The following is a 26,834-nucleotide window of genomic DNA, read 5'->3' on the forward strand; positions in this document are numbered from 1 at the left end:
CTTTAGTTTTCGTTGAGCAGAAATTTGTTGGATATCGCTTTGAAGGATATACGTCTGTCTGTAGAACGTATCACCAGTCCTTCCCTTTCTACGTGTTTGCCTGCAGGGCTCAGCACAGAGGCGCCTTCCGCAGTCAGCAACAGCTGGTCTACGGTTTCAGGCAGCGTGAAGGCTTCGTCCAGTATAGGAACATGCTGCAGTTCCAGCTGTTGTATTATCTCCTTAAAAGTTTCCAGCGACAGATAAGTAGACGTGTCGATATCAAAAACGTTGAAGAAACGAACGGTCTGCGCCAATATACAGTAAGGATTTTTCTGTACACCTTCTCCGATCAGTTCTCCCTGAAGGGCGATGTTTTTGCCCAGGGCGGCCAGTTTGGCGGGAAGGTCCAGTTCTCTGGCTACTTTCCAGAAAGAGTTATCAGGTGTTTCTTCCAGGTCATAGTTACGGGAGCACACACCAAAAACACCATCACGGTAGTAATAAGTGGCAGAAGAGCCGTCCAGCTTTTCAGTCACATAAAATGTATGCTGCCGGTACTTTTCGTATACCTTACTCAGGTTCTGCACCCTTTCTTCATCTGTTTTAGGAATAAAAGAAGGGAAGTTGCCTCTTGCAACACCCGCCAGGGAAGCAGGTACCGGAGGTTCGTATTTAACGATGCCCAGCATGGCGGACACATCTTCTCCTAACGTATACGCATATCCGGAGAGCACAGATACCGGCAGGAGCAGGCCCTGGGATATCTGCCCACGCAGTCTGATGGTCTTCAGCCGGAAGCCGGGTATACCTGCCATTTTTCTAAAAGAGGTTTTACGCAGGAATTCAAACTCTTCTTTCTCAGGCAGGAATGAGTCGATCTCGCAATAGATTGCGTGGTCGCCTACCTGGTATTCATTTTTTTTAACAACTAATTTCCACCCTTTTACGGTGGCTACTTCGATAAGATCAGCGCCTTCAATGGGCTGCAGGTCGTCTATCACAACGGTAGACGCCAGTTTACGTTCCATGTTGATGTTTGGATTGATTTAAGGTTAACAAAAATATTAGGGCGCAAAAGTATATTTAAAAATTGATATTTGAAAACTTTACTGCAGAATTTTTTCAGGGAAGCGGTGTAATTACTCCTATTTTTGCGGCATATCAACAACAATCTTTTCATGACCGAACGCATCATACAAACGAGATATCTTGAAAAACTGTTCCGTGTTTTGCAGGAAGAAGAAAGTCATCATTATCATCTTCCGGTAAAAGGCCTGAGGGCAGACATCATCGCTTCGCTGGTACAGTTGCCAGCATTTAAAACGATGGAAGAGCAGGTGTTTGAAGCGAATGGCTTCAGCAGTCCGGAGGCTTTTCTGGCCAAGGTACGGCAAATGCCAGGTGATGCTGTTATGAAGGGTGACGATGTGCTGGTGATCTATTATCCTGCAGATGTACCAGCAAACAAATTTGAAACATTGGTGGTGTTTTCTACGAGCAACGGTCCTGTTGTTTATTATCTGCCGGTATATCAGCCACAGGATATGGTCCGGCAGTTGAGCACAGCAGTGCCTGTCAATACACTGAACGAGGAGGTGCGTGCTCATATATTAGAACACCTGGAAATATCCATGATAGCTTTGTTGCGTGAGTTTCATATCGCCATCGCCCGGGCAGTAGTGATCCCGGATATTTTACAGCCCCGCGCTCCGGAAGAAGAAATGGCCGCCTTAAAAAAGCTGATCACCTTGTTGGCTCAGGACGTATATGAAGAAGAGAGTGATCTCGATATTATTGCACATGCTCTCTACCACGCTTTTTCGGCTCCGTCTTCTTTTGCTGCCTTCCATCCCGATTTTTTTGAAGAAGAGGAAATGATAGAAACAGACGAAGAAGGAGAGGGCCTGTTCCGTTATGTGTTGCAGAAGTTTGTGCCGACCGTTTACAGCGCCCCTGAATTTGATGCAGCAGACATAGAATATTATATCACAGAACTAACCGGCGAAGACTTTGTACTGGCTCTTCCGGAAGAAGAGCCACAGGGCCGCCAGCTGTTTCCTTTTGTACAGCAACAGCTGACCACCACCGGCTGGCAGCTGATGAACATGGACACCACGGCAGACAGCTATTGTTTTTTTGTAGTCAGACAGGAAAATGTATCCACCGTATTACAGTTGGCCCGTCAGTTTAACCTCGATATCGAACTATTATAAAAAAAATTTTGTTGCTACTGACATAGGGTTGTCACATCATCATTCTTACTTTGTTATCACAAATAAAATGTAACTACAATGTCTGTAATTCAATCACTACTGCAGGAGATGGAGCAAGAGTCGCTCACTACCCGGAAAATGTTGTCACGTGTGCCGGAAGATAAATACGACTGGCAACCACACCCTAAAAGCATGACGCTGGGGCAGCTTGCTACTCATGTGGCGGAAATGCCCAACTGGATAGGCATGACGCTGAATAATCCCGAACTGGACTTTGAGAAACAGCCATATACTCCGGTATCTATTAAAAACGGAGAAGAGCTGATGAACTACTTTGAAACTTCACTGGCAGACGGACGTAAAGAGCTGGCAGCAGCTACACCTGCACAGTTGGAAGAAACCTGGATACTCCGCCGCGGAGACCAGATCTTCAGCGAAACATCCAAAGCTGTTTTCCTACGTATTACTTATTCCCAGATCGTACACCACAGAGCACAACTGGGCGTATACCTGCGACTGCTGGACATTCCCATCCCTGGTAGTTATGGTCCAAGTGCAGATGAACACTAATCTTTCAGGCTGCTTACTACCGATACGGGCCTCGGTGGTAAGCAGCCTTTTTAAATTTTATATGAGAAAAATTTTGCAGAATGAAAATAATTTATACCTTTGCACTCCCTTACAAAAACAGGGAATGATTCCGTAGCTCAGTTGGTAGAGCAATACACTTTTAATGTATGGGTCCTGGGTTCGAGTCCCAGCGGGATCACAGACAACTTATAAACCTCGCGCTATGCGCGGGGTTTTGTTTTTTAGTTGAGTGTTTAGTTGAGTTCCTTTTATATAACTCCGATTTCTTTCCCGTACTTTATTCAGGTTAATTAGCTTTTACTAAAGCATATTATTTGTTACATAATCCTTAGAGGGCCTGAGTTTTAAACTCTCGTTCTAATTTTCCTTTATTTTTTGGTGTTTTTTTGTCTGTTATTTTTAACAGGCAGTTTTTCTCGGTTGCTTTCTTTTTAGCAATATCAGGGGGCGGTGCCGTGCTTCACGGCATCTTTGTTTGCGGCTTGAAGAAATGGATTGTCATCAATTTTCGTACTGCATTTGTTTGCAGTTTGAAGAAAAGGATCGGTGGTAATGGTTGATGTGGCGGCTGCTTGGAAAATAGGGTCAATAGCGCTTCTCATGCCAGCCGAAGCAGCAGCAATTTGAAAGAATGAGGTGTGTTTAAGTACATCCCCGACGTTAACCCCGGTTGCCAGAATATTTCTTCGATGTATTCAGTAGGTTATTTAGGTTCGCTGGTAATGTCGTTGGTTGAGGTAGCTTTTCAGTTTTCTCAATTCTCTTTAACTCTTTGTAAAATTTCATTTGGAATTTTGATGTTACTAATTTTTTCTTCGAGATCGGAAATCTCACTGCCCTTTTGCTTAAAAGAATTGTTAATTCCTCCAAGTCTCCTTTTCTGCTATTTGCAATGGTTTTTTCTTTTAGAGACCATTTTCTATTTATACATTCAAGTTCAAGTTCCCAATTTTCTTTGAATAAATATACAGTACGAAGTCTGATTAGATCAGTCGCTACTTCTTTATAATTGCTGCGTGTAATATCATATTTATCATGATCAATCTTCTGCCGTATAATCTTCTCCATTGAATGTTCCGTGTCTTTAATTCTATATCATTACATCATCCTAGATGACCTCTAAATCACACTATTTTAAGTTTGTTTTTTGAAAATCGGAATATTTTATATTGCTATATTTTTTAAAAAATCTTTGGCAAAAAAAATGCCAACTTCAATAAATAAATCCTATATTCATATCAGTTAACTTGAAATAACCTGGAAAAGCAGCTTCATTTGATTGGACAAAAAAGTTTTTTATAGCTCAGTTTCTTTTAGTTTGTAACCAGTTTGTATTAACCATTCAATAAGTCCATTAAAGAAATCCAATTGTCGTATCTAAGAAATGTACTGAGTTACGGCTATTGAGGTTTACTCCATATAACGGTTCATATAGATTGTATCTGAAATAAGAAATAAAATCAGGAGACACAGCATCAATTGAGATCCCCAAAGAACCTCATTGAGCAGTTAAATCAAAAATAATATAATTGTTGTTAAGACTGGTTTGTAATACCTGTTAAGCCCTGGGAGGCAGACTCTCATTACATCAAAACGTAAGAGTACTGTATATTGATACTTCAATTATTAACAGTGATAATCTCCAAAGAACAACCGGAAGTCATTATGATCTTTTTCATATTGATCCGGCTTTTAGCGCCGTTAATACTTAATGTAAACCTGTTATGCCTTAAAAAAGTTATACGGATGAATACCAGATAAGAATACTTTCAACATCGATTTAATCCAGTAGCATTGATTAAATTTTTCATTCTTTAGTTCCTAAAATGTTAATCCTTATGAAAAGATTTAAAATGTCATTAGTCATGACGCCGTTTGCTGGTTTATCATGCACCAGACTAAGAAACGCGCTATCAAACAATCCTGGAAAGTTTATTTTCCGGCTAAATTGCCCACGAATATTCTTTTCGCAATAATGACCCTCACTACAGCGGAACAGCTTTAATAAATGATGACCCGCCCGAAGCATTCCTCATTTTTCAAAAAGCCATGTAATAAATGTCTTCTGAGGTTTGGTCATTCCAATTATTTAATCCATACTTGTGCTGATAAATCCTATCGATTTATTAAAGGCGGTTCTCTTTTGTTTCATACCAAATCATGCCCCTTTTTCATGCTTTTTCTCCTTCTTTGAATATATTTTGTATAACTTTTTTGTTACCCACATCTTTTCATCCCAAATTCTTAGTTTAAAAAACCACCGGACTATTGTTGTAAGAAAGCAACATAATAACATCAAATATAATCTCAAAATATGCCACAAATCACCACTTACACTGTGGATGCCGCGAAACGTCGCATCATCACAGTTGAAAACATGGAAGAGTTAGGGATAACACCTAACTTAATTCAGGATTTTTTGAATAAAAAAGTGCCTGAATTAAAAAGGGTTAAAGTAGATCAAAAAGGAGTACCTGTGCTGGATAGTAAAAATCAACAAATCCCGTTATGGCCAGTAGGAGTTTCTATAAACGATCAAAAATTTGGTAATTTCCCTGATCCGAACGCTGCACAAAGAGGATGGATCGGATTTTTCGAAATTGGAGCCCCCTTATTTGAAGAAAGGTCGAATATCATTCCACCCGTTGCGGATGTAATATCTACCAGGACCTATGACAATAGATCTGCTGAGGTACGTCAGTTTTCCGACACTATTGAATTTACTATAGAAAATACCATCTCCTGGACTTTATCAACTACGGGAAGTGCTACTTTTGGCGGATTGGTTGCCGGGGAACTACAAGGACAAATGTCACAGACTATACAGACGATTTTGACAGAGAGTTTGACTAATAGCCTACAAAATCTTACCGGCAATACTACCAAACAAAACCATCATGATCATAATCATAAAGACGATATAGGTACTGAAGATGAATCTGGTGCTGAAAGTAAATCGGAAGTTACTACAAAAACGGATATTGCTTCCACCAATTCAAACATGGTAAGTTTCACAGGAACAGGTACTGCTATCGGTCGTGGAGAGTTACATGCAGAACTAGGGCTTTCTTTGACGGGCACAATTTCTGGTACAGTAACAACATCATGGAATTCAAGTTCTAATGTTTCAGGTAGTATTTCTCCCAACTCCCGCGTTGAAACCACAGCAACACAAAGGCGTCAGGTGAAGCAATTTACCTATGAAATACCCATTACGTTTAGTGGATATATTGCATTGAATTATGACGACTTAGTTCTTCCTATTGCGGATGGGAATGGACCGCCACTTGCCAGTACTAATTATTTAACTCCGTCTAAAGTAATTCCTGTTAATATATCTTATTTGCAGCTCGTAGAGTCAGGTAAATTATACAGAGCAAAAGGAATGGCAGAAACAGTATCAGCTCTGGATGTAATCCATGCTATTTTTGACACTAAGCCGCTTTATAGAGATACTAATCAAAAATTTGGAACAGAGCGTCCTCATAATTTGTAAAATTAATATAACTTATCTAAATACAACAATATGGCATTTCAAGATATTTTCAATTTTGCCCGCAGTTTATCTGGTGGGGGAAGTACAGCAGAAGAGCAACTTTCGGGATTCATACCAAAAAAAGAAAATGAATCAGTCAGTGTCGCGCCTCACGATCCGTTTAAACCTGAACAACCAGTTCAACAAGATCCGAAAATCGTGAGAGAAACTTCTCCACAATCCAATATAGTATTCAACTTCATCAAATCAGTGACGGCTGATATTAACCAATGTAGTAACAGCGTAGAAACATCGATGGCTAATCCTTCGACGGTAGTTGATCCTGGTGCAGGAGTGATGGGTAAAGCCAGAGAGACTTCTGATAAGGTTAAGAATGATACTCCTGTTTCCGATACAGTAGTGACTCCTCCTCCTAAACCTAAGAATGAGAAACCAGAGGCATGGAATCATGATAAATAGGCTAAAAATAAGTATCTAATCAGGTGTTTTTTATCAAAAAAACCGGTGGGTCCTAAAAACCTGATAGATATTCTAAGTTACTAGTTCAGTAGTTTTTTAAAATAAGAATTTTGGATGAAAAAATGTGGATAACAAAAAAATTATGCAGAAGGTATTCAAAGGAGGAGAAGGAGACCGGTGCGTTATATTTTTTTGAACCTGTTTTGCTATAGTGAGGGCCATTAATGCGAAAAGAGTGTTCATGGAAAATTTAGCCGGAAAATGAATTCCCCGGGAAGGCTTTTCCTGACTTCTGTAATCTCAGTCGGATCACTAGAAATTTCAAAGCCTGCGACCAGCGCAGGCTTTATTCATTTACGCTCTTTTTTACTCAATTAAAGCCGCAGATTCTACGCAGCATTTTGACCTCCCGGCATTTTAGAGATGGATGCCACCGCAATAGCGAGATTGCCGGAGCGACAGCCAGAAGTCCCGTGTTGCCGGCGGTTTAAGGTGCAACAGAGTTTTGTGACTATCCTGGATGGTCATAACTGCGTGCTGCAGGCCTGCTAACGCAGGCGTTGCCACAACAAAAACAAATGTGGGCTGACCTTAAAGCGAAAGAAGCTTTGGGGCAGCCCGTTTTTTTTGCAGAGATTCAATCAGAAATATTAAAAGTTCGTCTGTAAGAGGTTTTCTTAATAGGGCATAAGCAACTGACATCTTACCTTTCTGAGCATTACTAATTGACTCATATAAGAAGTTAACGAGATCTGAAAGTACTGACATCGTTACATGCTTGACCAGGGTAGTAACTAGTTCGTCGTCTAAACCGGCATTCTTTAACCAATCAAGGGTATTCGTTTGACAACTTTCGAGTTCTTTTAATTTAGACTTGTCCAAATGGGAGAAGTCAAATGTAGTTTTGGCAAAATCCTGATTTGCTACAAGTGTGCACTGCCTCCTGAAGTAAAAACGTATATTCCTTACCGTTACAACAAATTCATGCGTGCACAAGTCCAGGTATTCCCCCATACGACCGAATTCTGGCATAAAAATGGCTACTGCTCCCGCAACCTAACCCGTAAATACTGTAGATCATGATAAGATCCCTTGCCGTGTATGTTACCATGTTTATTATCAGTTGCCTGTTGGTTAACTGTAAGAAGTCTGAAACACCCATATCACCACCTATATCCATCACCCTAAACCAATCGGAATTTACGCTCCGTAAGGAACAATCGATGGGTATACGTCTACTTGCAGAAATCAAAAACGCCCAGTCCGGCGAACCACAGGAAGTCACCTGGACTTCCGAAAACCCACGTATAGCCAGTGTAAAGCCAGACGGCACCGTATGGGCCGAAGCTGCCGGCGAAACGTACATTGTGGCCACACTTGTGCATAACAAAGGTACTGCCCGATGCAAGATAATCGTAACAGATGTCAACGACTATAAGTTTCGGCTGATCCTGAAAGATAAAGGCAGCTCCGGCTATACGCTGGCAGATCCATCTGCCTACCTCTCCACCAAAGCGATTGAACGCCGCAAAAAACGTAACATTGCCATTGACGCCACGGATCTTCCTATTTCCACTGCCTACCTGAAAGCGATTGAAGAAGCAGGTGGAAAAATCGTGTCCAAAAGTAAATGGCTCAATACAGTAAGCATAGCCACTTCCGACGTTTTGCTGGTGGACAAGTTTAAGGCGCTGCCATTTGTACAAGATGTGGTGATAGTATGGGAGGGAAGAAGGCAAACTCCTTCCCGTCAGTATACAGATGCTCCGCAAAGCGTGTTCAATCACAGCAGTCAGACTTCATTTGACTATGGCGCGGCATCAAACAATATCCACATCAGCAACGGGCAGGCATTGCACCAGGCTGGGTTTAAAGGTGCCAATATAGACATTGCAGTCATAGATGCCGGCTTTGTAAATCTGAAAGCCAATGCAGCATTCAGCCGTGTAAATATCAAAGGAGCCAGATCCTTCATCTATGAAGACGACAACCCATATGCTACTGATGATCACGGTGTTTGGGTTAGTTCCTGCATGGCAGTGAATATTCCTGGTAAGTACGTAGGCTCCGCACCAGAAGCCAACTACTGGTTCCTCAGAACAGAAGACCAAAGCAGCGAACACCCCATTGAAGAAGACTATTGGGTAGCCGCTGCCGAATTTGCAGATAGCGTAGGTGTAGACATCATCAACTCCTCCTTAACCTATGCTACCGGCTACTATCGGCCTGCAGACAGCTATAAGCAGGAAGACATGGATGGCAAAACAGCATTTGCTACCCGTGGCGCCAATCTAGCCGCCAGGAAAGGTATCCTCATCGTTAACTGCGCTGGCAATGATCGCACCTGGGTTGGTACACCCGCAGATTCTCCGGACGTATTGACTATCGGTTCTGTTGAATCCAACAAAACTCTGGCCCAGCACACCTCCTGGGGCGTGACCGCCGATGGCAGATTTAAGCCGGATGTAATGGCGATGGGCGCCGGAGCAGGCGTAATCAATGCACAAGGCAATGCAGAAGACCGTAGTGGCACCTCCTATGCCAGCCCTATCATCTGCGGCCTCGCCGCCTGCCTGTGGCAAGCCTACCCACAACTGACCAACAAGGAAATCATTGCTGTCATCCGCCAATCAGGCGATCGCGCGGATAAGCCCGAACTGCCATTTGGCTTCGGGGTAGCAGATATGAAAAAGGCTATGGAACTTGCTGATGCACTGGTACATAAAAAGTATCCATAACAACAAGCATAGGAATAGGATGTATGTACAGAGATCTCAGCACCTGTCATCTCTGTATATACATCCTATTTTCCTATGATTGAATAAACCTGTTTTCAATTTCTTTCTTGCTTATATAAAGCAAGTGAGGTATAAATACTTGGTACATGTATCACATTCACCTTGTTCTGAGAGATTTCAAAAGATTAAAAACCTTTTATTGAGTAAAGTTCTTAACGTTAATGCATTTGATAATTATCAGTATGCCTATAATAAACTCTTGAAAGCATTTGAATCGGAATTACAGCGCTATAAGTTATAGAGAATGCCAGATAGTTATTTTTGTATTGGTATAAATCAGTTAATGATATTTGAACTTACAAAACATTGATCCCTGCTTTTGGGTGGCTTTTGAACTTGTTTGCCAACATCGTACACAATCAACATTTAACAAAACAGAAGGCCTCTTATCTGCCCATGTAGAAAATAATATTTCAATTTCAAAATCCAGCCATATCGATTACTACATACTAAACGAATGCAAAATAGTTGCAGAAGTGTCAATTATTTTTGACTAAACTATCCAATTTGAATATGAAAACAAAACTCACCGTGCTACCTGTAATGGTAACATTGACAATTTCATTAGGCTTTCTTCACTCGAAAAGTTCCGCTAATGTAAAAAATAGCAATATTTCGATTATTGACTCTGATAATGATGGTATACCGGATGATAAAGATGATTGTCCTTATACACCAATAGGTACCATCGTAGATTCTCACGGTTGCCCTATTCTTTTAGAAAACATTTTGGCTATTGACTCTGACGGTGATGGAGTTACTGATGATAGGGATAAATGTCCTGATACACCAAGAAATATTATCGTAGATGCTGATGGTTGCCCCATTCCTCCACTAAATATTTCCACTATTGACTCTGATGGCGATGGTGTAACTGACGATAGGGATAAATGTCCTGATACACCAAGAAATGTTATCGTAGATGCTGATGGTTGCCCCATTCCTCCACTAAAATAAAATACCTTTATCAAGAAAGGATCATGGACAATTAACCGCCTGGTGGAATATTTTAATGAGGAATATTCAAAGTAAATAAATTATTATGGATGAAGTAATAGAAAAATATCGGGAGATTTTATAGAGGTTCCACTGATTGGTATGTCAGATGAGTCCGCAGTTGTCCGTGGCCATAAGAGCGGACAATGCGCTCTCTCCAACTTTTTCATTTAGCACCGGCGACGTCGCCATTCAACTGATTGGGGCATTTCATAGCTACAATCTTTCTGTATCCGTCGGGTAGGAGCTTTTTTCTTCATAACAGATGGCATCGGCCAGTGTGAGGATCTGGTTGGAATGTACTGGTTGTCGTTGCAGAGGATGGGGTTGCGTTGGATGTACTCTCATATGCACCTGTGGTTTTTATAAGTGTAATTTGATGCAGATGATAGTCGGGTAATGGATAGGTAAACCCTGGTAGGGAGATATTTATTATTTCGCCATATTTATCATTTATTCATTGAAACTGAATAGTGGGGTAGTAAATAACAAACTTGATTTTTGACTATTTATTGATTCGTTTGATAATTTCTGTTTAAGATCTTATCTTCTCAAAGCAATTCAACGCTTATCAAATCACTTCAAATAATCGGGGTCTGATTCGGGGGCTAGTTTTATTTGGGAATTTGTAACTAGTTGATGTTTATAAAAAAGTGCATAATAATTCGAGTCCCCGCGGGATCACAGAAGTTTTACAAACCTCGCGCTAGTCGCGGGGTTTTGTTTTTTAGTTGAGTTCCTTTTGTATAACCCCGATTTCTTTCCCATACTTTGTACAGGTTAAGCACCATAAGGTTCACAACAGCGGCGCGGACCGATATTTTGTTGGCAGGAAAATCCTGATCTGATATAAAAAAACTGCAAAACCTGTATGCAGGTTTTGCAGTTGCTGAGATATGTTACGCTATTATGAGGCTTCTTATGACCCAATAAAAAACGAAAGAAACAATAGGAATCATACTTTGCGACGGTATCTGAAGCTATTGAGCAAAACGATCTTAACTGCGGGGGGCTTTTTTACTTTGCGGGAAAAATATATTTTTTGGCCCGCCTCCGACCTGAACAGATGATCGTATGCGACCTTAGTTCCAGGTTTGTCCCAGTGCAGATCCGCCACTAGCTATGCCTGCACCGATCCAGCCACCTGAAGCACCACCGAGATCAGCAAGTGCTACTCTCACGAGTGGTTGCCAGTTGGCCTTTAACCAGCCCCAAAAGCCTCTTGCTGCGGGGTTGTTCACGGCGACCATGAAGCGTGCTTCGTTAGGGTTGCTGCCAGCTGGATTGCCATCATAATATTGATTGGTCCAGAATAATACGGAGTAACGGCCTACAGATGCCGCTTCCAGGACATACTGTGCATCCACCTTTGGCAGACGGGGATCTGACAACACATCTTTCTCAAAGGTTACAATACGCTGTTTGTAAGTATCCCAGGTATCGGTGGTGTCATGCTGGTTAACAGTAGCCACCAGCTTCGTCATGTAAGCTTTTCCTTCAACGGACAACTTTGCTTGTGCAATCGTGTTGATCAAATTATTTGCAGCATCTGCTTTTAGTTCATCCGAAGTAATGTTGGCACTCTGCTGATCAGGAATAACAGTACCAGGATAGTTCCTGTTCGCAAAGCTTACATAGGCAACGTACAAACGCGGAAAGGTTTGATCTTTACTGTTCCATGATATATCCTTTGTTGCGAGCAGGCTTTGGTTGTGGATGTAACCGATTTTGTCATAGGGATTGGCAGGATTGGCAGCGTCATCTATAACAGCAGCAACACGCTGTTGCGAAGCAGAAACAATTTTGGAGGCTACATCCTGTTCTGCTGCTTTCTTCTGGCATGAGGATAGCGTGGCCAGCGCCAGTGCGCAGGCAAAGAGTAATTTTTTCATTTTGATTTTGGTTTAATTATAATGATACAGATTTTGAGTGCATCTCAGGACCCAATGTCGTCCTGTATTGATTTCTACAGCATATCATTAATAACAGGGTCATAAGAGAAAATACTTACAGTAATTTTCATGATTAGCCTCTCAGGCCTGTAAAATTCTTGCAGATGGCTGATGGTTAACGGCTGATAGGATAGAAGAATTGTTGGGTTGCATGTGAAACGAGACTTGTTTTTAACGTAAAAAATCATTAATAGTAAATCCGATCAATGGGGTTGGGTTATCCTTACGGCTACAATGAGTTTGATGGTTAATGAACTAATATCCTTTATGAAGATAACTTTTTTGAATGAATAAATAATTTTTTAAATCCTTTAAATTATTCACTGCATTAACTTTGCAGAGGGTTCTATTTATTAATACAAGCGTTGGTATTTAGATTTAAAATAGTGTATATGGCTGATAGAATCCTCACAACATAAGTTTTGCAGTAATGGATGCTATTATTTCTGTTGTATCATTTTTTTATTTCTGAAAGGAACATTCTTCAGGCGACTTGCGACACAATCAGTTCATAAGAACGTCACGTCGAAAATGAGTTGCTTCGACATTACAACCTATTAAAGAAGCACGGAGCAACTGTTGCACCATGAATAAATGCACAGACTTTCACAATGGAAAATTCAAAGAAAAGGTCGATAAGATAAGCCTCAGTTTAGTACAGAAGCTGGTAAAAAAATCCGTATTTGCTTTACCGAACGACCTTTAATTAATAAATGAATATATTAATGCTATGGAAAAGGAAAATATAGTTTCTATATGGTTGGGCAAGTTTGATAGTCAAATTGAATTTGAAAAATTTCTTGCAGAAGAATATAATGAAGATGGAGATATGACTTCCCATTTCGGGAAGTCATTTAATATTGATTTTATTGACAATCAATTTCAAGAGGTGATTTTTTTAGACCAATCCTCTGGTACTATTCAAAATTTAATTACGTCATTATCATACTCTGAAACATTTGTGCATAAATTTGAATCAGTACCTATTGAAAAATATAATTGTATTGTAGCATTGTACAACTTTGAATATGTTTGGTCGATCGAAATAGCAAAAATTAAGCCCCCTTTGGATTTTATTGGTAATTTCACATATAGGAGTTAATTAGGCACAAGTAGAAAATATATTACTTTTCAGCGGAAAAGAAGGTACAAGAAGTAATTAAAGAATTTAAAATATGGTTTAGTAGGCTAAATATAGCTGCTTTTCAAAATAGAGGGCGTACCTCCGCGGGGTTTTGTTTTTTAGTTGAGCGTTAAGCCTATGCTTTAGTTTTAATGAATTATTCATTTTAATACCCAGTAAACCCATTTATCTATGACAGACACTATCTTGAAAAAATTAAAACCCGGCATGAATAAAGCCCCAGTATCACGCTAAAAATTTGCCTTATGAAGACACTATTTTTTGTTGTTTTGTTCCTATTACCAGCTATGTTAATGGCCCAATCAATACCTGACAAGGCTGCTAAAGCGGATAACTATACCATTCTGCGTCTGCTGATGATCAACCAGCAGAACGAAATTTTACTCGCTAAATACAAAACCGGCTGGCTCACCCCTTCTTTACGCTACAATGAAAACCAAAGCATCAAAGGAGCATTGGACAGTCTGGCCAGGGAATTCGGCTATGAAATTGCTGCTCCGCAACTGCGTGCCATGGTGACATTCCTGTTCGACTTCAAACCTGTTGTTTCCGTTCGTACGCATTATGCTGCGCATATCTCCGCCGGCAAGCTGAAATTGCCGGAAGATATAGCAGAAGCAAAATGGGTATCACGGAAAGAAGCAGAAAAGCTAATGTCATTACCGGAAACGCAGGCCGTAGATGCGATCAAGACTACCACCATGCAGATATTGAATCACCCGGAGACTATCTGGGGCGGCTCTTTCCTGGTACCGAAAACCAGTACCACCTGTAAAATGACCGAGCCTTTTTACCCGATTGGCATGAGCAAATAAAACTTATCTAGTCATAGTCAGGAGTGAGCAAAAAAAACGCTTTTGGCATATCTACGTTCATCTTAACCAAAGCGGGGCATCCGGACAACCCGGATGCCCCGCTTTATTTTAAAGTGAGCTTATTTGCTATACTCATAGGTGATATTTCCATTGCTGTTAACCGGTTGTTGATTGCCGGTGCCGTAAATGGTGCTCGTGAAAGCTACATTTACCGGGCGGTTACCGGTATTATACTCATAGGTATTTTTTTGTACCGTAACAACAGAATCCTGTTTGCCATTGAGGTTCACATACTGCACCTTTTTTGTCTCCAGCACATTTTGATCGCTGAATACTTTATGTACCTCGCTCATCAGCAGATAACGCAGCAGTGGATGAGTGATATAGGTAGCATGCTGATCGAAACCGGCTACAGACAATTGAGAAATTACTTTGGAACCGTCGGTAACGGTTTCCTGATGAATATTTTTTTGTTCGTAGGCATAGGTAGCGATGAACTTCAGATTGGTACCGCCGCCGGTGGTAGTAGTGATGGTAGCCAGGTTACCGCTAACGTCGTAGGTGTATTGTTCATCTTTCAATAGTTTACCAGTGAGCTGCTCGTAGCTTGTTTTTCGGGAGATATTTCCTTTGGTGTCCCACTCAAATTTGGTGTTGCCAGAGAGCTTAAATTTGCCGGGTGACAGGATGTCTGAAGAATAATTCAGCATTTTTTCCAGTTTGCCGTTGTTGTCGTATATAACGGAGTCTTTTTCTGTTAACAGATTACCGGCATATTGGGTAATAACAACAGGTTGCAGTTGCTGGTTGTAACTGATCAGCTGAATAAGGCCGTCGGTGCCGCCTGTATTAATGCGTGTCAGCAGACCTGGCTTGGGAGCAGGTATCGTAACAGGTGGTTTTTTGCCGGCATCGGTGCCGCCGTCTCCATCAGGAAAAGATACCTTATTGCAAGCCGATGCTGCCAACAAGGTTGTGCCCAATAAGGCTACAGACAGTCTGGAGGAATTCGTTTTTCGCTCCGTGTTGCGATGTTTCATAAAATTGTTGTTTAGGTTTTTTACTGAAGACAAATGGTTTGTTATATGACAATGGCACAGTACAAAACAGGGAGCGTGTTGTCCGCTGTTATTGGTTTCCGGTTTACTGGTGCAAAGAAAATGAGAATAGTTACCCGGCTATATGAATTTTGATCATCTTACCAGAATTGATGACTAAAGTGCAAAAATGCTATATGATCTGTAGTAAAAAGGGGGCTGTATATCGCCGGAATCGCGTTTGATTTGGCTTTTTTTTATTTTTTTGCATTAAAATTGATTGATGCCTAAGCCATTCTTTTTGACAAAAACCTGGCCTGTCATCCTCATTATCTGGGCAATGGATATGGTACTCACCTCGTTCCAGGTCCGTATGCAGGGGCTTCCGGACGGGGAGGCGCTTCAGTTGGGGCTGATGGAATCATTTCCGGGTGTATTGTGCGCTATTTTACTCTGTTACTGGCTGCTCCCATTCTTTATGAAGCATCGGAGAATGTTCCTGTTTGCATTGCTGGCCGTTGTGATCTGTCTGATTACCAGTCTGATTACCGTGTATTTGAGTTTACCGACGTTGTGCAACAGTGCCAGAAAAGTAATGGCAGACCCGCAGTTATGCGGCTTGCAAACCATGTTTCCCGGGCACTTTATCGGACTGCTTTTTACCAGTGGCACCATTTGTGGCATCCGTTTTTACCAGGAATACGCAAAAACCCTGATTGATCACGAACAGCTGCGTACCACCCACCTGGAGGCAGAACTGACCTTGCTGCGCGGACAGCTGGACCCGCACAGTATGTTCAATATGATGAACAGCATCCATGTACTGATAGAAAGAGATGCCAGTCAGGCGGCAGACATGGTACTGGAATTTTCCGATATATTGCGGTATCAGCTTTATGACGCTTCCAAACCCGCCATACCGTTGCAGCAGGAGGTTACCTACCTTCAGAACTATGTGAATGTAGAAAATAAACGACGCTGCCATGAGCTGGAAGTAACCTGCAACTGGGAACCACAGTTGCCGCTCTGTTATATTTCGCCGCTGATCCTGACACCTTTTGTGGAGAATGCCTACAAGCATGTGTCCCAGTTTACGGATCAGCCTAACTTTATTCGTATAGATCTTTTTCTGGAAGGGGATACCCTGTTTTTTGTGGTCAAAAACAGCAAGGAACCCAGTTTGGATACACCCAACGCGATGCCCCGCCACAAAGGCATAGGATTGGTCAATGTGCAGAAAAGACTGGCTCTCCTTTACCCGGACCAGCATTGTCTCTCCATAGAAGAAACAGCAGACCTGTTTGTTGTTTACCTGGAAATTAAAATCAATGTTCTCCAATAAAAAACTGCTGTATGGAAATTAAATGTATCATCGTTGATGACGAAGCATTGGCAAGGGAAGGAATAAAAAAGTATATCAAAACATTTGACTTCCTGTCATTGATTGCAACCTGCAATAATGTGGCATCAGCACGGGAAACGCTGGAGACCACCCCGGTAGACCTGATGTTTCTCGATATTAATATGCCCAAAGTGAGCGGGCTGCATCTACTGGAAACATTATCCAACCCGCCAATGACGATTCTGGTGACCGCTTACCCGGACTATGCCCTGGATGGTTTTCGGCTCAATGTGCTGGACTATCTGCTAAAGCCACTTTCTCTGCAACGGTTCACTCAGGCGATACTGAAAGCAAAGGACTATTTTTGCCTGCAGCAACCGCCGGCAGCCGCGCTTAATCCCCCTGTGTTGGATTACATCTTTGTAAAACACAAACAGGTATACGAAAAAGTGATGCTGTCCGACATTCTTTTCGTGGAAAGTATGCAGAACTATGTGCTCATTCAAACCATCCATACTAAAATCGTCGCATACCTGACCTTTAAAAATGTGGAACAACAACTGCCAGCAGATAGTTTCCTGAGAATACATAAATCCTATATTGTCAACCTTCACCAGGTAAGCAAACTCGATAGTAATATGGTGCAGGTTGGCGGACATACGCTACCGGTGAGCCGTAGCCAGCGCGAATTACTGATGCAGGTGGTTAATAAACGGTTGTTGAGCAAATAGAGAGTTGGATTTTAGGATTGCAAAAAACAACTCTGCCCGTACGGTCATGATATATCCAGTTCCAGCTGATTCTTTACCAGTTCAAAATACCTGCCTTTATTGGCTATCAGGGTTTCATGATTGCCGGTTTCTACTACGGTTCCGTGCTTTAGTACATAGATCTGGTCTGCCTCTCTGACGGTGCTTAAACGGTGAGCGATGATGATCATGGTTTTACCTTTGAAGTAGTCCAGGATATTCCGCATCAGCAGTTTTTCATTCGTGGAGTCAAGGGCGCTGGTGGCTTCATCAAAGAAGATAAAATCTGGATTTTTATAGATAGCTCTTGCGATCAGTATTCTTTGTTTTTGCCCACTGCTTAGCGCTATCCCTGAACCTCCAATTTTGGTATGTTGTTTTAGTGGCAATTGGTCCACGAATTCTTCAGAAAGAGATAGTCTCAATGCCAGGGCTAGCTGGGCTTCATTGGCTGATTCATCAGACATGGTGATATTTCTGGCTACGGTGTCGGAAAAAATGAACCCTTCCTGTAATACTACTCCGCAGGCGGTACGCCATTGCACAGGATCAAAAGAAGATAGGTTTGCATCGTTGATAGTGATCGCACCTTTGCCCGGATTGTAAAACCTGAGCAGCAGCTTCAGCAGGGTTGATTTACCACTGCCGCTGGCTCCTACTATGGCTGTGAGACTCCCGGGAGCAATGTCCAGGGAGATACCCGATAGGGCAAACCCGGACGCATTCCCGGTATAGGAAAAATAGACATCTGAAAATTGAATGCTGCCTTTTAGATGTTCTTTCAGATTGGGGGCGGAGAGTACCTTGTTATCATATTCCTCTGTTTCAGTGTTGAATTTCCGGGAGTCAGTAAGCCTTTCCAGGCTGATTTTTGCCTCTTGGGAAGACAACAGAAAATCCAATAAATTTTCGATGGGCGAGTTCATCTGGGCAATAATAAATGTGATACTCATCAATCCGCCAATGCTCAGCTCCCCGTTTACCACCGCATAGGCTGCGAGCAGTGATATGAGAATGTTTTTCGTCTGTGAAAAAAAAATGCTTCCCATCAGCTGGAACTGTGAAATTTTCAGAATTTTCACATTTATTTTGTATAATTCTACCTGTAGTCTGTTCCAGGAGTTGACCCGAAATACATTGCTGTCAAACACTTTCACATCATAAATCCCATTGATAGACTCAACAAGGGAAGTCTGACTTTCACTCAGCATTTCGAAACGCTGGTAATCCAATCTTTTTCTATTCTTTAAAAAAGAAACGATCCAGATAATTGCTATGAAAGAACCCAACATAAAGATCCCGAGGATCTTAAGGTTGAAGAGTCCCAGTACAATGGTGTAAATGAGCAACGACACAATTGACAGCATCGTTGTGAAATAACCGGAGGTAAGAAAAGCTTCTATCTTGTCATGATCTGCAATTCTTTGTGTGATATCCCCGATTTTACGGGAGTCGAAAAAGGACACCGGTAGTTTCATCAGTCTTGTAAGATAATCTGATAACAGCCGCTGTATAATTCTGGTGTTCAGGAAGAGCAGTTGCCATCCTCTCAGGATACGGGCGGTAAGACTGACCATAAAGATGCCCAGCTGAGATAGGATCACGAGATTGATCACTGCCGTATTTTTCGGAATAACCCCTGCATCAAAAAGTTTTCTTGTTAGGAAAGGGAAGCTGAGTGCAACGGATGCTTCCAGTAGGATGCACAACATGATAGTCCATATTCTTTTCTTCTCATTGCTGACATACCTAAACAGCTCTATCAATGATTTGTTGTTTTCAGCTACAGGAGAGGTAGTATGAAAAGTTTCTGTCGGCTGAAAGATCATCGCATACCCAGACCCCGAAGCATTTTGTATCCAGTTGGCCAGGAATTTTTCATAGTCAATTTTGATCAGGCCCCGCGCGGGGTCTGCAATGGTGATGCCTTTTGCCGGCACTGTCAGGTCCTGCGGGGGCAGGACCACAAAGTGGTTCTGGTTCCAATGCAGAATGCAAGGTAAAGGAACCGACCGGAATAGGTCATCAGTGCTTATTCTGACAGCTTTTGCAGATAAGCCGATGTGCGCGGCACTCTGCTTTAGTGCATTGAAGTTTACACCCAGTTTATTCTTATAAACATATTGCTGAAAATAAGATAATGGGTAGTTTTTGCCAAAATGACTGGCTATCATCTTTATACAGGTAATTCCACAGTCGCTGGAGTCCAGTTGCCTGTATGTCCTGAATTTATTCTTCAATATATTAAACATTACAGGCGGTTTAACTCATCTGCATTACTTCCTTTTCTATCTTTTCTCCCCTTGAGGGTAGTTTTACCAAATTTGTAACTGGCACTGACCCGGAAGGTCCTTGTATCAAAGTTTTGAAGGAATGAACTATTTATATTTCCAAAAAGTGTTTTGGTTGAAGAGATTTTTCCGTTCGTAATATCCAGGAAGTTTAATGTCAGCAATATTTTGCTGGCGAAGAGCTTTGAGAGCGTAAAATCAATATTGTACGTTTTCTGAAGGTCGTACAGCCCACGGAAACCGGGAGATTGATAATTTACAAACAGCTCACAATTGATGTTGTGTTTTTTGGAAATTTCGAAGGCATTGACCAACTGTAACTGATAAGAAATCTGGTGTTTATTTAGAACAACCCCGTAAATGTCGGATTGTAATACCTGATTGTACAAACTGTTGGAAGTGGATAATTCCCAGAAGGGAGTCAGGGATTTCCTGTAGTATAAGGAGATTCCGTAAGTATGTTCTTTATCAAGATTTAATCTGTTGTAGATAAATTGTTGATACGTATCATCCTGGTGGGGGATCTGCATAAACGGATGTTCTGTTAAAATACCAAACAGCGTCAATGAAAGCATTCTTTTATAGGTAAAGCTTAGCTCCATATTATGTGAAAAGGAGGGCTGGAGCGAGGGGTTGCCTTCTGCATATACAAACGGGTTGATGTAGAACCTGAATGGGTTCATGTCGTAGAAGCTGGGTCGTTTGATCCTATAACTATAAGAGGCCTGGTATACAACATTTTTTTTCGGGAGAGACAGTGCAGCGGAAGGAAACAGTTTAAAATAGGTATTACTTGTATCACTGGTATAATGAATATTTTCACCCCTTAATCCCAGTTGAGCTTCAACCCCTGATCGAAATGTTCGCTGGTAATTGAGATAAAGGGCACTGTTGTCTTCTGTATATTTGAAATGATTGCTTCTCCTGGTGTCGGGAATATAATCCAATTTGGTATCATCGTAATTAAGGAAAAGTACATCATTGTTAGTGCGGATAGTACTGAACTTGCTGCCGAAGCTAAGGCTGGAAGAGGGCGATAACCTGAGCAGATAATCTGCTTTAAATGATCCGATATTAATGTTGCGTGGCGTGAAGCTCAAAAAGTCTTGCTTGTTATTATATACTTTTTCATATCCATCAAAATAGGTCGTAACTGTTTTTGTATCCTGTGTTTCATGAAATGTGGTGTAGTCAACATCAAAAGTCAGTTCATTCGACTTTTTGCCGGTCAGTATTTTCGTATATAGGTTGATGTTATATGTCTGATTTTTGGAGTAAACCCCATTGTCTGTATACAGGATGGAATCGATGTGGGATGAAGGTCTGGAAACCAGTGAGGTACTTTTTAGCATCATATCATCTGTCACAAGGGTTCCATTGACTGTTATGCCAGCCATTACCTTTTTGCTGAAATTATAGTCATATACAACTTTAAAAGCGTTGTTGCTGGTGGTGCGGTTCCGGATCATTTCCTGGTCCCAGAAAATGATCTTGTTTTTCACATTGTAATAATTCTCCAGTTCTTCTTTTCGGTAGTATTTACCGGTTTTAGTATTCAGACTTATATAGAGAAAGGAAGATTTCGATCGGATGTTCATATCTCCGGAGATGTTGAACTTAGGTAATCGGGTCTGGTCATAGGCTATTTTTACATTATAAAAAGTGCCGATGGATTCATCTTTTTTTAACTTGATATTGATGATGCCAGCTGTTCCTTCGGCATCATACCTGGCAGGCGGGGTGGTGATAATCTCAATATGCTGAATGCTGGATACAGGAATCGTTTGAAGATAATTCATCAGCTCTCCGCCTGTAAGTTTAAACGGTTTATCATTGATGTATAGTTGTGCTCCTGCTACTCCCCGAATACTGATTTCCCCTTCTGGGTTCAGCGTTGTAAAAGGAAGCCTGTTGAGAATTTCCTGTGCGGAAAGGTTTTTGGTGGAGATATTGGCCTGTGGGTTAAAGATCAGGCGGTCTATCTTTCTTTCCAGCACAGGCTTGTCGCCAATAATGGTGATGGTTGCCAGTTCTTTGGTTTTGGGAGAGAGTGTCAGGGTGCCAATATCCAGCTGGCCGTTGTGATCCACCGTGACCATATCCGGAAACCTGGCATAACTGTCTGTTGATTCGGCAATGATAAAATAGGAGCCTGTTTGGCTTACTGTTAAGGAAAAGCCGCCGAGAGAGTCCGTCAGCCCAAACTGACGGACTGTGGAATCTCTGGTACTGATCGCAAAAATATTAATATTGCCTGGCGGACTTTTTAAGTTGGATGCTTCCTTCACTTTTCCAATGATAGTCAATCTGACTATGTTCTGGTTATAGGAGGTCAGCGAACAAAGGATGATTACTAATATTAACAGCGTTTTTTTCATAATGGAAAGAGTTGATCCTTCCTGTTTTCATGCACGACACGTGGAAAACAGCATTCAGCTATGGGAGCTACTATAAATTTGTGATTTTTCCTGGACAATTATGGAGGAAGAACAGATAAGGGCACCGAAGAATAGGTTGGCCAATACGCTGTTCAGGAAAAAAGGTAGTCCTTCATAAAGGGTAAGTGTATATGCAGTCAAGGTTCTTTCCGGGTGTAGCCCCTGGTACATTATCCATACCATGGAGTTGGACAGCAGGAAATAAATAACTGATCCGGCTATAGCTGTCGGAAAAAAGCGCTTTGTTCCTTGTAGCAGGGTGGAGGTTAGTACTGGAGTGAGTACCAGCAGGAGGTAGTTCAGCAGCTGTCCTTCATAAATGCCCGGAATTGCCGACAATCCTGCATAATATAACCCATGATACAAGAGGTCTGAAGCAATTAAAGAAAAAGCAGCCACCCCATATGCGAGAAATTTGTTCCGGAATACTACAGGAAGAAACAGGAACATGGCGATCTGTGGAGCAAATCCGGGGAGCCGGTAGGGAATAATTCTATATAGCATAGCAATTATGCTGATGATGATCAGGATGGAATAATTTCCTTTTTTCATAACATTTTATTTCGGTGATGGCGGCTTATTGGTTAATACTATTGAAGGATGCGGGTTGCAACTGTTTGATTTGTTCTGCGACATCATTCCAGAGTTGTATCCTGCTTTGAAGCGATTTAATGACGGCCTCCTCTGCTTCCTGCCATTTCTGGGGGTCATTGCCACAGAGGGAGCTGGTCATTTCCACTGCAAGATGGGAGTGATGGCCACCATCTACTTCAATATGACGTTCCAGATAATATCTGAAAACAGAGATGCCATGGGTATTGTAATCGTTACTGATGTCATTCACGATTGAGAGGAACATGTCAGGGATGAGGTCTTCCCGGCCAAAGGTGAACACAGCTGCCTGGATGTGTGGTTTGTTGGTGTTGATGGTAGCAAAGGTATTTCTGACAAAGTCTCTGGCTCCAGCTGGTGCATTACTCCTGCTGAAAGCTGTTTCGAGATCTCCGGTGGTTTTCAGTATATCCAGAAACTGTAGTACAGGGGTGGTGTCTGCGTTGCTTTGCTGCATAGCATCGAGGTATAGCTCAAAGTGGCTTGCCCGCTTGCCATGCATGTCAATATCGGATTCTTCACCAGTCACGATTTCGTTGATTAAGTAGCGGGTGTTGGCATCACCGGTTACCATCCAAGGAACTGTTACGCAGGTAAGGTTGCGTTGGAGGGCTTTCAATAATGACATAAAATCCCAAACGGCAAAAACGTGACTTTCCATAAACAGCCTGATACAGTTAATATCCCTGATATGTTTGTATACATCGTGGTTGACGATCTGTCTTTTATAGACGTCGATGTTGGCAGATAAGGTATCTAAGAATTTGTTTTCCATTTTTTGGGAATTTATTGTTCGATGACTAAATCGAGAGATATCGGTAATTGAAAGCAAACTTCATTATAGGAGAAGTTCAGCGTGTAGCCGTATATGTTACCTATAGGCACGGTAGTAGGCTCTTTTTCGGTTACTACTCTCCACCAGTTGGACTTAAATTGCTCGGAAGTGAAGGATAGTTCAGCCATCTTTTGCTGGATCTCTCCATATATTGATTCCAGGTTTACAGGAAAGAACTGCATTTCCACACCCGAAGTATCCCCGGTAATTTCCGTGATAGGTATATCGTCTGCAGAACCGTATCTGGAGCAATACAGGAGTGCCAGTTCCCTCAGTGCAGGGTTAAATTTTCCGACAGACAGGTGATCAACGCCAATGTCCTGTATTTCCTGGGCAAAGGCAGGCGTTTCGTCCATGGTTAATCCTCTTTCTACATCAAATTCGTAATAGATGGCAAAGTCTTCTTCCTCTTTTATCCTGGGCTTCAGCTCCATTTTATCCCATGCGGCATCTTTTACCAGCATGAAGTTAGATACTGCTATGGCCGATCCTACATTGCCCATAGAGGGTTTGTTACGTTTCAGGAAGTCTACTATAGTCAGGGCTTCTTCACGGGTTTCGGAAGGGTACCCTACTATGAAGTTCAGGGAATTGGTGATCCCGTTGATAGACGACCATTTGAGCAGGTCTTCCGCATAATCCAGGTCAGTGAATTTGTTCATGGCCGCCTGGATTCTGTCGGTAACGCTGTCGAGTCCCCAGATAAGTCGTTTACATCCACCCGCACTGAGCTTTTCAAAGGTTTCCTGTTTCCATGCCTTGTGTAGTCTGCCAAAAATCATCCAGTTGATATCCACCTTCATTTCTTTCAGGGCAGTAGCCAGTTCTTCGCCAAATTTTGGGACAAGGTCTTCGTCAACAAAATAAAAGTGCCTGCTGCCATATTTCTCGGAAATTACTTTCAGGTGGTTAGCAGCGGCTGTTGCATCGCCGTAGCGGTAATCTCCATATGTTTTGTAGTGATTGCAATAAAAACATTTGGCATAACTACAGCCGATCGTTAATTCAAAAGGAAGTAATCTTTCAGGCGCAAGATAGTCATCGAGCGGAAGGTCGCTGAAGTCCGGACATAGGTCAGAGAACTTGTCTGGCATGGTGAATGGTTTGTTTGCAAGTGCATCCAGCATGTCGCAGAATTTCGCGGCGTTGGCGAATGGAAAATAGGAATCAAATATTTTTGAGAATACAGGATGGTTAGGGAGTTCATGTTTCAGACGGGTTACCATTCCTCCTCCTGCAACCATCAGGCCATTCCATGTTTTACGCAGGTAGTTGGCGAGGGTAAAACCAGGGATCAACTGTTCGTCCATGGAGAAGGTGATAGCAATAGCATCCGGTTTAAATGAATTTATTTCCTCATCAATCCACGCAGGAAACATGTCCAGGAAAGGGTTTTCAGCCTTGTCTTCACAGGCTTCGAGTATTTCAGCGCTTCTGCTGACACCATACTTCATTCTGAATCTGGATATGCCAATGTCGGTAAACCCGTAGTTGGATGAAAACAGTTCCAGTGATTCTTCCAGTATTTTCAATGCAAATTTGTACTTCCCGAAATCATAAAACTGTTCACCATTGAATATTTTAAGTGCGAGTTCAATATTGTCAATAATGTACTGGGACCGTATCAATGCAGAGGATTTTCGTGCAAACAGTACCAGTTCTCCATTGGTGAATTCGTTTTTTTGCTTGTACAGATCAATTTCTTCTCTTAGTTTTAACTGTGCCTTTTCCAGCGTAGACCGGTTCAGCACATGCAGATAAAACTTTAGATTTAAATCGATGATTTTACAGTGATGGCCTCTTCTCGTTAATTCTTGTTTTACAAGTGGCAAGGCTAGGTGCGGCATAAATGCTCTCACCTGAGGAGGGTAGATGAGTAAAATGTTCATAAGATCTGATTTTTGAAGAGATTTATCAACCATTTATTACCAAAAAGTTCATCGTATATCGTGTTTTCTTCTTCATGCAGGTTAATAAGTGTTGATTTGTATTGCTGTATGTATAGGTCGTAAGAGGCCTCTGGAAGCGTAGCGCTGTTGTTTTGCAGGTCAAACCACCATTGTATATGCCGCTGTGCATTTTCGAGCGATTTGTTGATAATACTGGCGCTGATTTCGAAGGAAGACCTGATACCCAGGAAATTGTTGGAATTAGTATCTGTATATATTGGAGAATCTACGTTTTCCTTTATCTCCCTGATATGGGAAAGCGTATCTGTAGTGAGATGCCCGTTGTCCCTGAATCCCAAAATGATACTAAAAGTGCGCGCATCCAGTTTGAAGTTGAGATTCATGGATAAGGCGGGCACTAAAGGGTTGTGTGGGAAAGCAAGACAGGCAACAATATTAGAGGCGTATTTATAAGAACCCTGTAGTACGAACCAGTTAAAGGTTCCGTATTTGTCTGAGCTCCACCGGTAGTAATTATAAACAACGGGGTAGTAGTCATTATCGAGTTCCACCATTTTTCCGTCATTCATATGTGATGCAAGATCATAACCATAGTCTGCCAGCAGGGGCAGCAGGGTCTGTTCATATAGAGATATTGAACCACTGATAAAGGTATCAGCATGTTGTTGAATATCATCTAAATCTCTTTTTGCATCCATATCATACTTATTTTTTGCTGATCAATTGAACCTATATCTTTAAAATCACCACATTTTTTAAATCCCAGTTTCTTATGAAATCTGATACTTGCTTTGTTCAGGGAGGAAATATTTACCAGGATATTTTTGTATCCTTTTTTCTGCAGTTCGTTGTGTAATCGCGTAAACAATTCGCTGCCATAACCCTTGCCGGTATATCCGGGTGAAAGGAAGTAAGTTAGTTTGATGGTATGTCTGAATAGTATTTCATGCCTGAAGGGGTAAGCAATGCCAAATCCAACTATTGCTTTCTTATCTTTAATAATAAATCCTGCATACTTTATTCCGTATGCAACCAGCTCTGCTGCTTCTTCATCAGACATTTCCTGTCCGGAAAAAGTAAATGCACTGTTATTAACGTAATGATTATAGATTCTTTTTACAGCGCTGGAATGGGATGTCTTAATTTGGGTGATCATTATTATGTTTTTTAGAAA

At 41.7% G+C, this 26,834-nt stretch carries 22 protein-coding genes and 1 tRNA gene; 11 read left to right on the plus strand and 12 right to left on the minus strand.

All coding sequences use genetic code 11. From position 1 onward, the window contains the following. Positions 1-2: 2 nt before the first annotated feature. Positions 3-1,010, minus strand: coding sequence for an RNA ligase (ATP) (locus DF182_RS26540; RefSeq protein ID WP_113618780.1), 1,008 nt, complete (start codon positions 1,008-1,010; stop codon positions 3-5). A 150-nt stretch (positions 1,011-1,160) separates the two neighbouring features. Between DF182_RS26540 and DF182_RS26545 the strand changes: the two genes are divergently transcribed. The 3 genes from DF182_RS26545 to DF182_RS26555 all read left to right on the plus strand — a co-directional run bounded on the left by DF182_RS26545 (position 1,161) and on the right by DF182_RS26555 (position 2,964). Then, the gene (locus DF182_RS26545) at positions 1,161-2,195 is read left to right on the plus strand and encodes a DUF6630 family protein (protein ID WP_113618781.1); all 1,035 of its coding nucleotides are present in this window, start codon (positions 1,161-1,163) and stop codon (positions 2,193-2,195) included. A 78-nt stretch (positions 2,196-2,273) separates the two neighbouring features. Further along, on the plus strand, positions 2,274-2,765 hold the full coding sequence (locus DF182_RS26550; protein WP_113618782.1) for a DinB family protein: 492 nt from the start codon (positions 2,274-2,276) through the stop codon (positions 2,763-2,765). Positions 2,766-2,891: 126 nt separating this feature from the next. After that, a tRNA-Lys gene (locus tag DF182_RS26555) sits at positions 2,892-2,964 on the plus strand. 482 nt (positions 2,965-3,446) lie between these two features. Here the strand turns inward: DF182_RS26555 and DF182_RS26560 are convergent. Beyond that, positions 3,447-3,854: a hypothetical protein gene (locus DF182_RS26560; protein ID WP_113618783.1), complete on the minus strand. Its 408-nt coding sequence runs from the start codon at positions 3,852-3,854 to the stop codon at positions 3,447-3,449. Between the two features lie 1,246 nt (positions 3,855-5,100). Between DF182_RS26560 and DF182_RS26570 the strand changes: the two genes are divergently transcribed. The 4 genes from DF182_RS26570 to DF182_RS32815 all read left to right on the plus strand — a co-directional run bounded on the left by DF182_RS26570 (position 5,101) and on the right by DF182_RS32815 (position 10,496). Further along, positions 5,101-6,282, plus strand: a complete 1,182-nt coding sequence (locus DF182_RS26570; RefSeq protein WP_113618785.1) for a hypothetical protein — start codon at positions 5,101-5,103, stop codon at positions 6,280-6,282. Positions 6,283-6,312: 30 nt separating this feature from the next. Beyond that, entirely contained in the window at positions 6,313-6,741 is a 429-nt protein-coding gene (locus tag DF182_RS26575; protein ID WP_113618786.1) for a hypothetical protein, read from the plus strand. Between the two features lie 1,079 nt (positions 6,742-7,820). Beyond that, on the plus strand, positions 7,821-9,479 hold the full coding sequence (locus tag DF182_RS26585; protein WP_113618788.1) for a S8 family serine peptidase: 1,659 nt from the start codon (positions 7,821-7,823) through the stop codon (positions 9,477-9,479). 573 nt (positions 9,480-10,052) lie between these two features. Then, positions 10,053-10,496: a thrombospondin type 3 repeat-containing protein gene (locus DF182_RS32815; protein ID WP_113618789.1), complete on the plus strand. Its 444-nt coding sequence runs from the start codon at positions 10,053-10,055 to the stop codon at positions 10,494-10,496. Positions 10,497-10,751: 255 nt separating this feature from the next. Here DF182_RS32815 and DF182_RS32785 read toward each other — a convergent pair whose 3' ends face one another. Both DF182_RS32785 and DF182_RS26595 read right to left on the minus strand, forming a co-directional pair. After that, positions 10,752-10,883: a hypothetical protein gene (locus tag DF182_RS32785; RefSeq protein WP_262511111.1), complete on the minus strand. Its 132-nt coding sequence runs from the start codon at positions 10,881-10,883 to the stop codon at positions 10,752-10,754. A 734-nt stretch (positions 10,884-11,617) separates the two neighbouring features. Beyond that, positions 11,618-12,427 (minus strand): hypothetical protein, encoded by an 810-nt coding sequence (locus tag DF182_RS26595; protein WP_113618790.1) that lies wholly within the window; start codon positions 12,425-12,427, stop codon positions 11,618-11,620. Between the two features lie 790 nt (positions 12,428-13,217). On the opposite strand from DF182_RS26595, the gene DF182_RS26600 reads away from it, so the two are divergent. Further along, entirely contained in the window at positions 13,218-13,589 is a 372-nt protein-coding gene (locus DF182_RS26600) for an immunity 22 family protein (protein ID WP_113618791.1), read from the plus strand. A 287-nt stretch (positions 13,590-13,876) separates the two neighbouring features. Further along, positions 13,877-14,446, plus strand: a complete 570-nt coding sequence (locus tag DF182_RS26605) for an NUDIX hydrolase (protein WP_147243560.1) — start codon at positions 13,877-13,879, stop codon at positions 14,444-14,446. A 119-nt stretch (positions 14,447-14,565) separates the two neighbouring features. Here the strand turns inward: DF182_RS26605 and DF182_RS26610 are convergent, their stop codons facing one another. Further along, the gene (locus tag DF182_RS26610; protein ID WP_113618793.1) at positions 14,566-15,486 is read right to left on the minus strand and encodes a hypothetical protein; all 921 of its coding nucleotides are present in this window, start codon (positions 15,484-15,486) and stop codon (positions 14,566-14,568) included. A gap of 298 nt (positions 15,487-15,784) precedes the next feature. On the opposite strand from DF182_RS26610, the gene DF182_RS26615 reads away from it, so the two are divergent. Both DF182_RS26615 and DF182_RS26620 read left to right on the plus strand, forming a co-directional pair. Beyond that, positions 15,785-16,825, plus strand: coding sequence for a sensor histidine kinase (locus DF182_RS26615; RefSeq protein WP_161964276.1), 1,041 nt, complete (start codon positions 15,785-15,787; stop codon positions 16,823-16,825). Between the two features lie 11 nt (positions 16,826-16,836). Further along, positions 16,837-17,556, plus strand: coding sequence for a LytR/AlgR family response regulator transcription factor (locus DF182_RS26620; RefSeq protein WP_113618795.1), 720 nt, complete (start codon positions 16,837-16,839; stop codon positions 17,554-17,556). A gap of 44 nt (positions 17,557-17,600) precedes the next feature. Here DF182_RS26620 and DF182_RS26625 read toward each other — a convergent pair whose 3' ends face one another. The 7 genes from DF182_RS26625 to DF182_RS26655 are packed head-to-tail and all read right to left on the minus strand — an operon-like array spanning position 17,601 to position 26,816. Further along, complete coding sequence (locus tag DF182_RS26625; RefSeq protein ID WP_113618796.1) at positions 17,601-19,826, minus strand: peptidase domain-containing ABC transporter; 2,226 nt, start codon at positions 19,824-19,826, stop codon at positions 17,601-17,603. Then, the gene (locus DF182_RS26630; RefSeq protein WP_113618797.1) at positions 19,826-22,243 is read right to left on the minus strand and encodes an outer membrane beta-barrel family protein; all 2,418 of its coding nucleotides are present in this window, start codon (positions 22,241-22,243) and stop codon (positions 19,826-19,828) included. The genes DF182_RS26625 and DF182_RS26630 overlap by 1 nt, the downstream gene beginning before the upstream one ends. 54 nt (positions 22,244-22,297) lie before the next feature. Further along, positions 22,298-22,855, minus strand: a complete 558-nt coding sequence (locus DF182_RS26635; RefSeq protein WP_113618798.1) for a DUF6580 family putative transport protein — start codon at positions 22,853-22,855, stop codon at positions 22,298-22,300. A 25-nt stretch (positions 22,856-22,880) separates the two neighbouring features. Next, complete coding sequence (locus DF182_RS26640; protein WP_113618799.1) at positions 22,881-23,690, minus strand: DUF3050 domain-containing protein; 810 nt, start codon at positions 23,688-23,690, stop codon at positions 22,881-22,883. Between the two features lie 11 nt (positions 23,691-23,701). Next, the gene (locus DF182_RS26645; protein ID WP_161964277.1) at positions 23,702-25,639 is read right to left on the minus strand and encodes a B12-binding domain-containing radical SAM protein; all 1,938 of its coding nucleotides are present in this window, start codon (positions 25,637-25,639) and stop codon (positions 23,702-23,704) included. Further along, the gene (locus tag DF182_RS26650) at positions 25,636-26,358 is read right to left on the minus strand and encodes a hypothetical protein (protein ID WP_113618801.1); all 723 of its coding nucleotides are present in this window, start codon (positions 26,356-26,358) and stop codon (positions 25,636-25,638) included. Before DF182_RS26650 ends, DF182_RS26645 begins: the two co-directional genes overlap by 4 nt. Continuing rightward, positions 26,337-26,816, minus strand: coding sequence for a GNAT family N-acetyltransferase (locus tag DF182_RS26655; protein ID WP_113618802.1), 480 nt, complete (start codon positions 26,814-26,816; stop codon positions 26,337-26,339). Before DF182_RS26655 ends, DF182_RS26650 begins: the two co-directional genes overlap by 22 nt. Between the last annotated feature and the right edge of the window lie 18 nt (positions 26,817-26,834).

It is taken from the genome of Chitinophaga flava, assembly GCF_003308995.1.
GTDB classification, from domain to species: Bacteria; Bacteroidota; Bacteroidia; order Chitinophagales; family Chitinophagaceae; genus Chitinophaga; species Chitinophaga flava.